The organism is Pseudomonas sp. (assembly GCF_051660785.1).
Classification (GTDB): Bacteria; Pseudomonadota; Gammaproteobacteria; order Pseudomonadales; family Pseudomonadaceae; genus Aquipseudomonas.
In genome coordinates, this window is sequence record NZ_JBOFQE010000088.1 from 101,600 (window position 1) to 114,684 (window position 13,085).

Annotated in this window: 13 protein-coding genes; 8 read left to right on the top strand and 5 right to left on the bottom strand. The window is 58.9% G+C overall.

Annotated elements, in window-relative coordinates:
* Nucleotides 1-29: 29 nt before the first annotated feature.
* The 3 genes from ACRC4F_RS24290 to ACRC4F_RS24300 form a co-directional block, all read right to left on the bottom strand.
* Nucleotides 30-494, bottom strand: a complete 465-nt coding sequence (locus ACRC4F_RS24290) for a type II toxin-antitoxin system HicB family antitoxin (protein ID WP_438661636.1) — start codon at nt 492-494, stop codon at nt 30-32.
* A complete protein-coding gene (locus tag ACRC4F_RS24295) occupies nt 491-673 on the bottom strand; it encodes a type II toxin-antitoxin system HicA family toxin (protein WP_065261145.1) in 183 nt (60 codons plus the stop codon). The genes ACRC4F_RS24290 and ACRC4F_RS24295 overlap by 4 nt, the downstream gene beginning before the upstream one ends.
* A 129-nt stretch (nt 674-802) precedes the next feature.
* A complete protein-coding gene (locus ACRC4F_RS24300) occupies nt 803-1,693 on the bottom strand; it encodes a LysR family transcriptional regulator (protein WP_438661637.1) in 891 nt (296 codons plus the stop codon).
* 130 nt (nt 1,694-1,823) lie between these two features.
* On the opposite strand from ACRC4F_RS24300, the gene ACRC4F_RS24305 reads away from it, so the two are divergent.
* Together ACRC4F_RS24305 and ACRC4F_RS24310 are read left to right on the top strand one after the other, a co-directional pair.
* The gene (locus tag ACRC4F_RS24305; RefSeq protein ID WP_438661638.1) at nt 1,824-2,564 is read left to right on the top strand and encodes an SDR family oxidoreductase; all 741 of its coding nucleotides are present in this window, start codon (nt 1,824-1,826) and stop codon (nt 2,562-2,564) included.
* 167 nt (nt 2,565-2,731) lie between these two features.
* On the top strand, nt 2,732-2,992 hold the full coding sequence (locus tag ACRC4F_RS24310) for a hypothetical protein (RefSeq protein ID WP_109627310.1): 261 nt from the start codon (nt 2,732-2,734) through the stop codon (nt 2,990-2,992).
* Between the two features lie 18 nt (nt 2,993-3,010).
* On the opposite strand, the gene betT is transcribed toward ACRC4F_RS24310, so the two are convergent.
* Both betT and epsC read right to left on the bottom strand, forming a co-directional pair.
* A complete protein-coding gene (gene betT / locus ACRC4F_RS24315) occupies nt 3,011-4,966 on the bottom strand; it encodes a choline transporter BetT (protein WP_438661688.1) in 1,956 nt (651 codons plus the stop codon).
* 538 nt (nt 4,967-5,504) lie between these two features.
* The gene (epsC, locus tag ACRC4F_RS24320) at nt 5,505-6,431 is read right to left on the bottom strand and encodes a serine O-acetyltransferase EpsC (RefSeq protein WP_438661639.1); all 927 of its coding nucleotides are present in this window, start codon (nt 6,429-6,431) and stop codon (nt 5,505-5,507) included.
* Between the two features lie 190 nt (nt 6,432-6,621).
* On the opposite strand from epsC, the gene ACRC4F_RS24325 reads away from it, so the two are divergent.
* The 6 genes from ACRC4F_RS24325 (at nt 6,622) to ACRC4F_RS24350 (ending at nt 13,061) form a co-directional block, all read left to right on the top strand.
* Nucleotides 6,622-7,614 (top strand): D-cysteine desulfhydrase, encoded by a 993-nt coding sequence (locus ACRC4F_RS24325; protein ID WP_438661640.1) that lies wholly within the window; start codon nt 6,622-6,624, stop codon nt 7,612-7,614.
* A 352-nt stretch (nt 7,615-7,966) separates the two neighbouring features.
* Nucleotides 7,967-8,761, top strand: coding sequence for a cystine ABC transporter substrate-binding protein (tcyJ, locus tag ACRC4F_RS24330; RefSeq protein WP_438661641.1), 795 nt, complete (start codon nt 7,967-7,969; stop codon nt 8,759-8,761).
* The gene (gene tcyL / locus ACRC4F_RS24335; protein ID WP_010464804.1) at nt 8,761-9,426 is read left to right on the top strand and encodes a cystine ABC transporter permease; all 666 of its coding nucleotides are present in this window, start codon (nt 8,761-8,763) and stop codon (nt 9,424-9,426) included. The genes tcyJ and tcyL overlap by 1 nt, the downstream gene beginning before the upstream one ends.
* Before the next feature lie 4 nt (nt 9,427-9,430).
* Complete coding sequence (gene tcyN / locus ACRC4F_RS24340; protein ID WP_438661642.1) at nt 9,431-10,186, top strand: L-cystine ABC transporter ATP-binding protein TcyN; 756 nt, start codon at nt 9,431-9,433, stop codon at nt 10,184-10,186.
* Nucleotides 10,187-10,665: 479 nt separating this feature from the next.
* Nucleotides 10,666-11,430: a hypothetical protein gene (locus ACRC4F_RS24345; RefSeq protein ID WP_438661643.1), complete on the top strand. Its 765-nt coding sequence runs from the start codon at nt 10,666-10,668 to the stop codon at nt 11,428-11,430.
* 389 nt (nt 11,431-11,819) lie between these two features.
* Nucleotides 11,820-13,061 (top strand): SfnB family sulfur acquisition oxidoreductase, encoded by a 1,242-nt coding sequence (locus ACRC4F_RS24350; protein WP_438661644.1) that lies wholly within the window; start codon nt 11,820-11,822, stop codon nt 13,059-13,061.
* Nucleotides 13,062-13,085 lie beyond the last annotated feature (24 nt).

Here is a 13,085-nt window from a genome sequence, read left to right on the forward strand (position 1 = left end):
CGTTTCACAGATTTTTAATCCTTCAACGTTTAAGCCGACAACTCACGTAGCGCGGCAGCGGCCAAAAAGCCTGACCTTGAACTGTAGCGCTGGTCCCGCCTGACCGTTTGATCGATACGCTCAAGCAACTGCTCCGGCAATGTGGCATTGAAACGCACTGACTTGCCAAAGTACGGCGTTATATCGAACTCGACCACACCCCACACGCCACCAGCGTAATCGGGGTTATCAAGGTGAGCATCGATCTCGCGTATTTGCGGCAGTGGATCGCCATCGGCGACCAGGCCTTCGTAGTGCAGTGACAACGCCTCTTTTACGTTTTCAAATGCCTGCGCCACAGTTGCGCCTGCGGAGAAGCAACCCGGTACGTCCGGGATAATCACTCCGTAGTCTGAGTCGGCATCCTTGTGCAGAACGACCGGGAATTTCATTTCGGTGAGTCCTTCCTGTGATGTAGCCCCTTCAAGGCTCTCGTTTCCGATCTCGGGCCTCATTTCAGACCCGCCTGTTTCAATATGCTGTTGATCGTTCCTTTTGGAAGATCCGAGTCAGGGTGTTTTATCGTCACCCTTCCAGGCTTGCCCGGATGTTTGTACTGATGGTGGCTGCCTTTCACGGCCACCAGATACCAACCATCCTCCTCGATCATCCTGATCATTTCTCGACTTCGCATCACCTTCGTCCTTGTGGGCAGCTTCTGCTGTGCACATTACGCGACGAACGTCTTTTTTATACACACCATACACACTCTGATAAATACTAGCGGTTCTGGCGCAATCGGATTTTGCTCCCGGACCAGCGGCTACTGTGCCCCCGCAAACACTTCCCCCAACCAATCCACAAACACCCGAACCCGTGGCGACATGTGTCGGTTGTGGGGATACAGCACCGAAACCGGCATCGGCGGGGGTGGCGTGTCGATCAGGACTTCCTGCACCAGGCCTTGGGAAATCTGCGTTTCCATCCGGTAATGCGGACACTGGATCAGGCCGAGCCCGGCTATCGCCGATGCCGCGTAAATTTCCGCACCGAACACTGAAACCGCGCCATCAATGGCGACTTCTTTGAGCTCGCCATCGACCACGAATTCGAAGGGGAACAACTTCGCGGTGGTGCGCGAGACGTAGTTCACCGCCCGGTGGTGTTTGAGGTCTTCAAGGTTTTTCGGTTCGCCGTATTTGCGCAGGTACGCGGGGCTGGCGCAGGTGATCTGGCGCAGGTTGGCGATGCGTTTTCCGATCAGTGCCGAATCGCTCAAGGTGCCGGCGCGCAGTACGCAGTCGACGCCTTCTGCGATCAAGTCGACAAAACGGTCGGACTCGCTGATGGACAGTTCGATGTCCGGGTAACGCGCCATCAATTGTGGCAATGCCGGGATTACAAAGTGCTTCGCCAGGGTGCCATGCAAATCGACGCGCAACCGGCCTTTGGGTGCGCAGCCGCGAAACGCCAGTTCGGCTTCTTCCAGTTCTGCCAGCAAGTGCACACAACGCTGGTAATAGGCCTCGCCGTCCAGCGTCGGGCGTACTTTTCGTGTGCTGCGTTCCAGTAGTCGCGTACCGAGCCATGCTTCGAATTGATTCAGGGTATGGGTCAGCGTCGCGCGCGGCAGATTCAGGTCTTCGGCGGCCAGCGTGAAACTGCTGCGCTCGTAGATTCGCACGAAGACCTTCATCGCTTTGACTTGATCCACGACGTTGCTCCTGAAACTCGATTGTTGGCGATTATTGAACAGTCAAGGCAACTCTCGTGCATTTATTGACCTTAGTAAACATGTGAATCTGCCTTCAACCCCAGCAAACACCCTCAAAGGAATCACCGCCATGACTGCTCAAACTTCCAAAGTTGCCATCGTGACCGGCGCCTCCCGCGGCATCGGCGCGGTGATCGCCAGACAACTGGCCAGCGAAGGTTTCGCCGTAGCCATCAACTACGCCAGCAGCGCCACCGAAGCCTCGAAACTGGTTGTTGAACTGCGTCAGGCTGGCCATCAAGCCATAGCGGTCAAAGCCGACGTGGCCAACGCTGACGACGTGCGCCGGATGTTCGACGAGACTGAAACGCAACTGGGCAAGGTCGATGTGCTGATCAACAACGCCGGCATTCTTAAAGTGATGCCGCTGGCGCAACACACCGATGAGCTGTTCGAACAGACCTTCAACATCCATGCGCGCGGCACTTTCAACACCTTGCGTGAAGCAGCAACGCGCTTGAATAACGGCGGGCGAATCGTCAACTTCTCGAGCAGCACCGTCGGCCTCAACCTGCCGGGCTACGCGGTGTACATCGCCAGCAAAGCGGCAGTGGAGTCGCTGACTCAGGTGTTTGCCAGGGAAATGCGCGGTCGCAACATCACCGTCAACGCTGTGGCACCGGGGCCGGTGGCAACCGAGTTGTTTTTGCACGGCAAGAGCGAAGAACAGATCCAGAACTTCGCCAAGATGCCTCCGCTGGAACGTCTGGGTCAGCCGGAGGATATTGCTCGTGTGGTGTCGTTTTTGGTTGGGCCGGATTCGGCTTGGGTCAATGGACAGATTCTGCGGGCTAATGGTGGGCTGGTTTAACTATGCTCAACTTGAGACCGCAGTGACCCCAAATCGCGAGCAGGCTCGCTCCCACAGGGGAACATCTTTGAACACAAATTTTGTGAGCAGCCGGGATCAATGTGGGAGCGGGCTTGCCCGCGAAGGCGGTCTTGAGGGCAGCACACATCTAAAGGGCGGAACGCACCATGCACACCACGATCATCATCACCTTCGGCCTGATCCTGCTGGCGCTGATGCTGTTCATCGGCGAGAAAATCGGCTTCAGCCGCCAGACCCTGGCCTACAGTTTTGTGGTTCTGTGGCTGGCCCTGACGCTGATCAACGGCGCGGTCGGCATGGTGCATGCCGGTCAGCCGTTGAGCACGGAACTGGTGGTTGGCAGCGCCGTGTTCGGTGTACCGGTAGCGGCGATGGTGCTGTTCATGGTCCTGAGCACCGAAACGTGAACAGCACAGCCGCGGCGATCAACGCACCAAGTGCAAGAACTGCAAATGCCGTTCGTACTGATCAAGGATGTCGTTGATGATCTGCTCCTTGGTGTAACCCACCAGATCGTAGTCCTGACTGCCCTCGCTCAAATGCACTTCCGCCCGGTAATAACGACGGTTGTTGAGTTCCTTGGAACCCATGCCGCCACGGGCAAATGACGGCGTGAAGTAGCCACGCATCTGCACCTGATAGATAAACGGATGCTCCTCACCGTGACCGATCTCCAGGCTGACGTTGTCGTTGGCCGGGTCCGGCTGCGTGACCACGTTCAAACCCTTCTCGACGAACACCGCCGAGACTTCTTCGATCGCCGGGCGCACCGTCGTATCGAGGAAGCGGTACACCTCATCGCGAGACGGGAAATGCACGGCCTGGGTCAAGCGTTGACGCCAGCCACCTCGTCGAGAGCCGGACACCGGCGCCAGGGAATGCAGCTGCGCGATCTGCTTCTGCGATTCCAGATAGAACGCCTTGTGCAGCCCCCACATCATCAGCAGCAAGATCATGGAGAACGGCAACGAGGTCAGCACCACCGCTGATTTCAGCGCATCGATGCTGCCGGAGAACAGCAGCGCACTGGTCACCAGCGCGGTCATCGCGCCCCAGAACACCCGCAGCCATTTCGGCCCGTCTTCATCCGGGTTGCCGCCCTTGGCGGACAGCGTCGACAGCACCACGGTGCCGGAGTCGGCAGACGTCACGAAGAACACGAAGCTGATGAACACCGTCACCGCAATGACGGTTTTGCTCCACGGGTAAGTTTCCAGCAGCAGGTAAAGGGTCATCGACGGGTTGTCGATGGCCGACATACCGAGTGCGGTCATGCCGTGGTTGAGCACCTGGTCGATGGCGCTGTTGCCGAAGATCGACATCCACGCAAGGGTGAAACCGAGCGGAATCAGCAACACGCCGAAGACGAATTCGCGGATGGTCCGGCCACGGGAAATCCGCGCGATGAACAAGCCCACGAACGGCGACCATGCGATCCACCACGCCCAATAGAACACCGTCCAGCCGCCCAGCCAGTCGCTAGGCTTGTCATAGGCGTAGAGGTCGAAACTCTTCATCGGCAACGCGCCGAGGTAGTCGCCGATGTTCTGGATCAGGGTGTTGAGCAGGTGCTGCGTGGGACCGGCAAACAACACGAACAGCAGCAGCGCACAGGCCAGCAGCATGTTGATGTCGGACATCACGCGCACGCCCTTGTCGACGCCGGACACTGCAACGAGGATCGCCGCGCCCATCATCAGCGTGATCAGGCCGACCTGAATCCACTGGGTGTGAGCGATGCCGAACAGGTAGTCCAGACCCGAGTTGAGGTGCAACACCCCGAAGCCCATGTCGGCGCCGAGGCCGAACACGGTGGCGATGATGCCGAAGCCGTCCACCGCGTAACCGATCGGGCCGTTGATGCGCTTGCCGATCAGCGGGTAGAGCGCCGAGCGCAAGGCCAGCGGCAGGTTATGTCGATAAGCAAAGTAAGCCAGCGCCATACCGACAAAGGCGAATACGCCCCAGCCGTGCAGGCCCCAGTGCAGAAACAGAATCTGCATCGCCTGACGCGCCGCATCCGCCGTGCCGGCCTCGCCTTGGGGCGGTTGCGCCAAATGGGTCAGCGGTTCGGACACGCAAAAGAAGAACAGCGTAATGCTGATCCCGGCGGCGAACAGCATGCCGGCCCAGGACAGGTAGCTGAATTCGGGCTCGTCGTGGTCGGCACCGAGCTTGATCTTGCCGTAGCCGGACAAGGCGGTGACCACCACGAAGACCAGATACAGCGTCATCGCGAGCATGTAATACCAGCCGACCGTATTGGCCGCCCAGTTTTGCGCTTCCAGCAGCCAGGCGCCGGCCTGTTCAGGCATGGCGATGACGACGATGCCGAACAGCAGAATGAACGTCGCGGCGAAGTAAAACACCGGCGGATTCATGCGGACCTGGCCGCTTGGAGGGAGGGACGATGCACTCATGAAAGGTGCACCTCGAAGGGGTGAAACAGGTCAATCGGTAACGGACTCGGCAAGGCAAGCCTCCTGTTGTGAACGGGCAGCAAACCGGCGGTTTAACTTGAATGAGCGTTCAAGTTAAACATGAATAGGGTGCTAAGGACTAATCGCAGGGCTCGGCGGTACCCTGTGGCGAGGGAGCTTGCTCCCGTTGTGCCGCGCAGCGGCACCCGGTTGTTTGCAAAGATACGGCTGCTTCGCACCCGAGCGGGAGCAAGTTCCCTCGCCACAAAATCTGGTGCCTTTACGCTAGCTCAAGGATGGGTATGACGGGGGATTTGGAGAATTCGTTCAGAGGGAAATTAGCTGGATGCCAGTATTTGGTTCGGCTTGAAACCAATCGCGAGCAGGCTCGCTCCCACAGGGATAAGTGTCGTCCACAAAACAGTGGTCCAACACCCATCCACTGTGGGAGCGAGCCTGCTCGCGATGAGGCCAGTTCAGTCAGCCGAGATTTCGGGATTTATTTTTGCGTCCCATCATCATGCTGCAAATTAGCCTGCGTCAGGTTGCACCCAGCCGGCACACTGCGGGTCAGCCAGACATTGCCGCCAATGGTCGAACCCTTGCCGATGGTGATCCGTCCCAAAATCGTCGCGCCGGCATAGATCACCACATCATCCTCAACAATCGGATGCCGTGGATGGCCCTTCTGCAACTGCCCGTCCTCATCCGACGGGAAGCGCTTGGCGCCCAGCGTCACGGCCTGATAAATCCGCACACGCTCACCAATGATCGCCGTCTCGCCGATCACCACACCCGTCCCGTGATCGATGAAGAAGCTGCGACCGATCTGCGCCCCTGGATGAATGTCGATACCGGTGGCCGAGTGGGCGATTTCCGCGCTGATCCGTGCCAGCAGCGGCAGACCCGCGCGGTACAAATGGTGTGCCAGGCGATGGTGAATCACCGCCAGAATGCCGGGATAGCACAGCAACACTTCATCGACGCTACGGGCCGCCGGGTCGCCGTGGTAGGCCGCCAGCACATCGGTGTCCAGCAAGCTGCGCAGCCCCGGCAGGGCGAGGGCGAAGTCCTGAATGATCGCAATGGTCTTGGCCTCGACTTCGGTGTCGGCCTCGGCGCTGTGGCGAGCGGCGTAACGCAGTTCGAGTCGCGCCTGCGCCAGCAACGCGTTCAGCGCGACATCCAGCGTGTGGCCGACGTAGAAGTCTTCACTCTCCTCACGCAAATCCACCGGCCCCAGACGCATCGGAAACAGGGCACCGCACAGCGCCTCAAGAATCTCCGCCATGGCCGCTCGGGAAGGCAACTCTCGACCGCCCTGCTCGCCGCTGGCGCGGCCGTTCTGTGCACGCCACTGATCGCGTGCCGTACGCAGTTGGCTGACGATGGTCTGCAATTGCCAATGGCTGGAACGCTCGCTCACGGTAAAAACTCCTCACGGGCGGCCGGACTGTCTGGCCGCGCTATCGGCGATTACTTTACGGCAAGGTCCGGAAGCCGAATTAAGAACCAATTGTGCTGTGTTCAGCACTTTTGGATATATGCGATTGGCGGTTGCCCACGCATATTGGCGTGCCTATAGTCCTGACATCTCCCTTGGCCAGTACGGACCCATGATCAAACAACAGCTTGCCCGCTTTAACCGCCTCGACCTCCTCGGCCACCCTACTGCACTTGAAAAACTCGAACGCCTGTCGACCTGGCTCGGCCGCGATGTGTACGTCAAACGCGATGACCTGACACCGCTGGCCATGGGCGGCAACAAGCTGCGCAAACTTGAATACCTGGCGGCCGATGCCTTGGCCCAGGGCGCCGACACACTGATTACCGCTGGCGCGCTTCAGTCCAACCACGTGCGTCAGACCGCGGCCATTGCCGCCAAACTTGGCCTGAGCTGCGTCGCACTGCTGGAAAACCCCTTGGGCACCGACGACGCCAACTATCTCGGCAACGGCAATCGGCTGCTGCTGGATCTGTTCGATGCCAAAGTCGAGCTGGTGGAGAACCTCGACAACGCCGACGAGCAACTGCAAGCCCTGGCCGATCGTCTACGCAACAACGGAAAGAAGCCGTATCTGGTGCCGATTGGCGGCTCTAATGCACTGGGCGCCTTGGGTTATGTGCGCGCCGGGCTGGAACTGGCGGAACAGATCAAGGACACCGGCCTGGAATTTGCCGCTGTGGTCCTCGCCTCGGGCAGCGCCGGGACCCACAGTGGCCTGGCGCTGGCACTGAGTGAAGTACTGCCGGATTTGCCAGTGATCGGTGTCACGGTTTCCCGTAGCGATGAAGATCAGCGCCCGAAAGTCCAGGGCCTGGCCGAGCGCACGGCCGAGTTGCTGGGCGTGAACCTGCCGGTGAGTTTCAAAGTCGAGTTGTGGGACGAGTATTTTGGCCCACGCTATGGCGAGCCGAATGCCGGGACGCTGGCGGCGGTGAAGCTGGTGGCGAGTCAGGAAGGGTTGTTGCTGGATCCGGTTTACACCGGTAAAGCCATGGCCGGGTTGCTTGATGGCATTGGGCGTCAGCGCTTCAACGACGGCCCGATCATCTTCCTGCACACCGGTGGGGCGCCGGCGTTGTTTGCCTACAAAGACTTTCTGTAGTGATCGTTCTGTGGCGAGGGAGCTTGCTCCCGCTGGGGTGCGCAGCGCCCCCAGGATCTGCACGAACGGTTTCTCAGTTGTTCCGCGGAGACTGCGATTGCGACTGCTGCGCAGCCGAGCGGGAGCAAGCTCCCTCGCCAAAGGGTATTGCATCAGCCTGATATTCTATAAAAGAATAAAAAACACAATATTTATTATTTTCCTATCTAAAAGCACCATCATATAGTCACGCCGCAGGCGAATTTGCAGCGAGACGCATACGCTGCTTTAGGGCAGGATATTGCAGTCGTCCAAATCCCGATTTTGCCAACATTCCTAAAAGCGTCTTCATAAGAAAACACAGGGGCTTGTCATGAATTTTTCCGCACTACGTCGAAATCTGCTGGTCGGTTCGCTTGGCCTGGCGCTGAGCGCCGGTCTGCTGGGGCAAGCGGTTGCCGGTGAGCAGCTGCAAAAAATCAAGAACGCGGGCGTGATCAACGTCGGTCTGGAAGGCACTTACCCACCGTTCAGCTTCGTCGACGCCGACGGCAAACTGGCCGGCTTCGAAGTCGAGTTCTCCGAAGCCCTGGCCAAAGAGCTGGGCGTGAAGGTCAAACTGCAACCGACCAAATGGGACGGCATCCTCGCGGCGCTGGAATCCAAGCGTCTGGACGCAGTGATCAACCAGGTGACCATCTCCGAAGAGCGCAAGAAGAAGTATGACTTCTCCGAGCCGTACACCGTTTCCGGGATTCAGGCGCTGGTTCTGACCAAGAACAAAGACACCATCAAGACCGCCGCCGATCTGGACGGCAAGAAAGTCGGCGTAGGCCTGGGCACCAACTACGAACAATGGCTCAAGGACAATCAGCCTAAAGCCATTATCAAAACCTATGACGATGATCCGACCAAGTTCCAGGATCTGCGTGTCGGCCGCATCGACGCCATTCTGATCGATCGCCTCGCCGCACTGGAATACGCCAAGAAGGCCAAGGACACTGTCGCCGCCGGCGAAGCGTTCTCCCGTCAGGAAGCCGGTATTGCCCTGCGCAAAGGCGAGCCTGAGTTGCTGGCTGCGGTGAACAAAGCCATCGACAAGCTGCGTGCCGACGGTACGCTGAAAAAGCTTTCGGAAAAATACTTCAGCGCTGACGTCACCCAATAATGGAAGAAGCTTTCCAACTCGCACTGGACTCCCTGCCTTTCCTGCTCAAGGGGGCCTACTACACGGTCATCTTGAGCCTGGGCGGGATGTTCTTCGGCCTCATGCTGGGCTTCGGCCTGGCACTGATGCGCCTGTCGCGCTTCAAGCTGGTGAGCTGGATCGCCCGCATCTACGTGTCGTTCTTTCGCGGCACGCCGTTGCTGGTGCAACTGTTCGTGATCTATTACGGCTTGCCGCAATTGGGCATGGAACTCGATCCGCTGCCGGCGGCCCTGATCGGCTTCTCGCTGAACATGGCCGCTTACGCGTGTGAAATCCTGCGTTCCGCGATCAGCTCCATCGAGCGCGGTCAGTGGGAAGCTGCCGCCAGCATCGGCATGACCCGTGCGCAGACCCTGCGTCGGGCCATCATCCCGCAAGCGATGCGCACCGCATTGCCGCCGCTGGGTAACAGCTTCATTTCGCTGGTCAAGGACACCGCGCTGGCCGCCACCATCCAGGTGCCGGAGCTGTTCCGCCAGGCGCAGCTGATCACAGCACGCACCTTCGAAGTGTTCACCATGTACCTTGCCGCCGCGCTGATCTACTGGATTCTGGCCACGGTGCTCTCGCACCTGCAGAACAAGTTGGAAGAGCGGGTCAATCGGCACGACCAGGAGTCCTGACCCAATGATTGTCGTGGAAAAACTGACAAAGCAGTTCAAGGGTCAAGTGGTGCTCAACGGCATCGATCTGGAAGTGAAGGAAGGCGAGGTGGTGGCGATTATCGGGCCTAGCGGCTCGGGTAAAACCACCTTCCTGCGATGCCTGAATTTTCTCGAAGAACCCACGAGCGGCCGGATCAAGGTCGGTGACATCGAGATCGATGGCAGCCGCCCGTTGAACCAGCAGCAGAGCCTGGTGCGGCGCTTGCGTCAGCACGTCGGCTTCGTGTTCCAGAACTTCAACCTGTTCCCTCATCGCACCGCCCTGGAAAACGTCATCGAAGGCCCGATCATCGTGAAGAAGATCCCGCACGCCGACGCCGTTGCCCTGGGTAAAAAGCTCTTGGCCAGGGTTGGCCTGGCGGGCAAGGAAGACGCGTATCCGCGACGCCTTTCCGGTGGTCAGCAACAGCGAGTGGCGATTGCCCGTGCGCTGGCGATGGAACCGGAAGTGATCCTGTTCGATGAACCTACCTCAGCGCTCGATCCGGAGCTGGTGGGTGAAGTGCTGGCGACCATCCGCAGCCTGGCCGAGGAGAAGCGCACCATGGTCATCGTCACCCACGAAATGGGCTTTGCCCGGGACGTGGCCAACCGTGTGGTGTTTTTCGACAAAGGTGTGATCGTCGAGCAAGGCGAAGCCAAGGCGCTGTTTGCCAATCCGAAAGAAGAGCGCACGAAGCAGTTTCTCAGCAAGTTTCTGAATAACGCCAACCACTGATACTGCATCATTACTTGTCAACTTCCATGGATGGAAGTGACAACTAACCCCGCCGTCTGACTCTCTCATTGTCGCTTCGAACAATAGATTAGTTTCTTTAACCGCATGCGGTACATATATATGTCCTGCAACAGATTCGACTCGCCTGAAATTCGCCGAATCCAACGCCATCCCCCAGCACACGGTCGCCGCCGCACATGCCTGAAAATCGACAAATACGTGGCCAAATTCGACAGAGCGGTGCGGCTTCTTAACTTCAAGATGTAGGATCTTTCTGAATAACACTGAATACACTACTTAACTAACCATCCCTATTGACACCTATTCAAGCGCACTCTTATCTAGTCGCCAGCAGGCGCCAGCCATCGTTCCAGGTCATTATTTAAACTTGCAAATAGTGAACAACTTTGTTGCTCGGTAATACACGCCTTTCGATCTTTCAGAAACGGACTTCGCTGCAAGGCTTCAAGGAGAAACCCATGAAAAGCATCTCGAATAAATCCGGACTTGCGGCCCCTACCCTGGCGCAGTCTCACAAGAGCAGCATCAATGTCACTTCGGCGGCCCATCTGCTGGTCGACGTGGCTCCCTACCCCGGCATGGACGAAGGCGACCTGATCGAACTGTTCTGGGACAACTGCTACGTCGCCTCGCGCGTCCTCGCGGCCGATGATGTCGGCGAAGTCGCCAGCCTGCGTGTGCCGCAAAGCTTTATCGCCAATGGCTCTTCCTGCATTCACTACCGCGTCATGCAGGTCGGACAAGGACCGGCGCTGTCACTCGCCACTCGGGTGCAGATCAAGCTCGATTGCCCGGGCGGCCAGCCGCTCACGCTGTGTGGTCACGAAAACGAGCACCTGGCAGCGGTCGGCATCCCGGAAACCATTCGCCGTCAGGGTGTCAATCCGAACCAGATCAAGCGGGGTGTGCCGTTGACCATCGAGCCATACCTGAACATGGCCGTCGACGATGAAATTACCCTGCGCTGGGGTGATGTGCGCATGGACTTGCCACCACTCAAGGCTGATGAGGTGGGCCAGCCGATTCAAGTCTGGGTGCCACCGGCGATCATTCTCGAAGCCGGCGAAGACCTTCGGTTGGAAGTGACCTACTGCATCCTCGACCGCGTGGGCAACAACTCCGGCTGGGCACCACCGCGCAGGTTGAAGATCGGTTGCGCCAATCCCTACCTGAAAGTGCCGTTCAAAGAGGAATTGAAAGCCGCCGAACCGCGCAAGAAGTGAAAGCACCGCCGCCCACTGTGGGAGCGAGCCGGCTCCGGGCGGCGTTCCGACGATAGCTGACTGTCAGCCAACAATGAAGTCGACTGAAGCACCGCAATCGCGAGCAGGCTCGCTCCCACAGGGCTTCGCCAGCGGCGACAAGCGCAAGTGTTGCTGCATAAACAACTGTTGCACCACGAACAGACGCCCTTCTATGCATATTCCCAAAAGTTAGTTTATTAATTTTTTACACGCGATTAGGGTATATAGACCGGACCACCGGACATTCTTGTTTTTATCGCGCCGCAACCATCGCGGCGACCCATGAGATGTGAGGTAGGTATGGTCCGGAACACAATCACCCCAGTGCAGATCGCCAGGGCATTGCGTGCAGCCAAGGAGCGGCACTGATGTCCAGTCTGGCAGATGCAATCGTCCAGAGTGATCTGGACATCGCCCCGTTGTTGTTGCCCGCGCAGGTCTTGCGCAACGACGCACAAGCCATCAAGGCGGCCCATGAGCTGGCGCAAGTCGCCCGCCTGCAAGCCGCCAAACGTGACCGCCAGCGCAAGCTGCCGTGGTCGGAAATCGAACAGTTCACCCGCAGCGGATTGGGCAGCATTTCCATCCCGCGCGAGTACGGCGGCCCGCAGGTTTCGTTCGTCACCCTCGCCGAGGTCTTCGCGATCATTTCCGCGGCGGACCCGGCACTGGGACAGATCCCGCAGAACCAGTTCGGCATCCTCAACCTGGTGCTCGGCAGCGCCACCGAGGCGCAGAAAAAACAGCTGTTCAAAAGCGTGCTCGAAGGCTGGCGCATCGGCAATGCCGGGCCGGAACGCGGCACCAAAAACACCCTCGAACTCAAGGCACGCATCACCGCTGACGGTGACGGTTTTGTCATCAGCGGGCAGAAGTTTTACTCCACTGGCGCGCTGTTTGCCCATTGGGTGGCGGTCAAGGCGCTGAACGACGACGGCAAGCAAGTGTTGGCCTTCGTCCGTCGCGGCACGCCGGGCCTGCGCATCGTTGATGACTGGTCCGGCTTCGGTCAGCGCACCACCGCCAGCGGCACGATTTTGCTCAACAATGTGCGCGTCGACGCCGAGCTGGTGGTAGACAACTGGAAGATCAACGACAGCCCAAACATCCAGGGCGCCGTGTCGCAACTGATTCAAGCGGCCATCGACGCCGGCATCGCCCGAGGCGCCATCGATGACGCCATCGAGTTCGTGAAAACCCGTGCCCGGCCGTGGATCGACGCCAAGGTCGAACGGGCTAGCGATGACCTTTACGTCATCGCCGATATCGGCAAGTTGAAAATCGAACTGCACGCCGCCGAAGCGCTGCTGCGCAAGGCCGGGCAAGTGCTCGATCAGGTCAACGCCGCGCCACTCACGGCCGAGTCCGCCGCACGCGCCTCGATTGCCGTGGCCGAAGCGAAAGTGCTGACCACCGAAATCTCGCTGCTCGCCAGCGAAAAGCTCTTCGAACTGGCCGGCAGCCGCGCCACCCTCGCCGAATTCAACCTCGACCGCCACTGGCGCAACGCCCGTGTGCACACGCTGCACGATCCGGTGCGCTGGAAGTATCACGCGGTCGGCACCTATCACTTGAACGGCACGCTGCCCGCTCGCCACTCCTGGATCTAACGACCAGAACACTTTTGACCAGAT

Coding starts and splice junctions, on each gene's coding strand:
- ACRC4F_RS24290 (WP_438661636.1), bottom strand. CDS start 494: ATGAGGCCCGAGATCGGAAACGAGAGCCTTGAAGGGGCTACATCACAG.
- ACRC4F_RS24295 (WP_065261145.1), bottom strand. CDS start 673: ATGCGAAGTCGAGAAATGATCAGGATGATCGAGGAGGATGGTTGGTAT.
- ACRC4F_RS24305 (WP_438661638.1), top strand. CDS start 1,824: ATGACTGCTCAAACTTCCAAAGTTGCCATCGTGACCGGCGCCTCCCGC.
- ACRC4F_RS24310 (WP_109627310.1), top strand. CDS start 2,732: ATGCACACCACGATCATCATCACCTTCGGCCTGATCCTGCTGGCGCTG.
- betT (WP_438661688.1), bottom strand. CDS start 4,966: ATGAATCCGCCGGTGTTTTACTTCGCCGCGACGTTCATTCTGCTGTTC.
- ACRC4F_RS24325 (WP_438661640.1), top strand. CDS start 6,622: ATGATCAAACAACAGCTTGCCCGCTTTAACCGCCTCGACCTCCTCGGC.
- tcyJ (WP_438661641.1), top strand. CDS start 7,967: ATGAATTTTTCCGCACTACGTCGAAATCTGCTGGTCGGTTCGCTTGGC.
- tcyL (WP_010464804.1), top strand. CDS start 8,761: ATGGAAGAAGCTTTCCAACTCGCACTGGACTCCCTGCCTTTCCTGCTC.
- tcyN (WP_438661642.1), top strand. CDS start 9,431: ATGATTGTCGTGGAAAAACTGACAAAGCAGTTCAAGGGTCAAGTGGTG.
- ACRC4F_RS24345 (WP_438661643.1), top strand. CDS start 10,666: ATGAAAAGCATCTCGAATAAATCCGGACTTGCGGCCCCTACCCTGGCG.
- ACRC4F_RS24350 (WP_438661644.1), top strand. CDS start 11,820: ATGTCCAGTCTGGCAGATGCAATCGTCCAGAGTGATCTGGACATCGCC.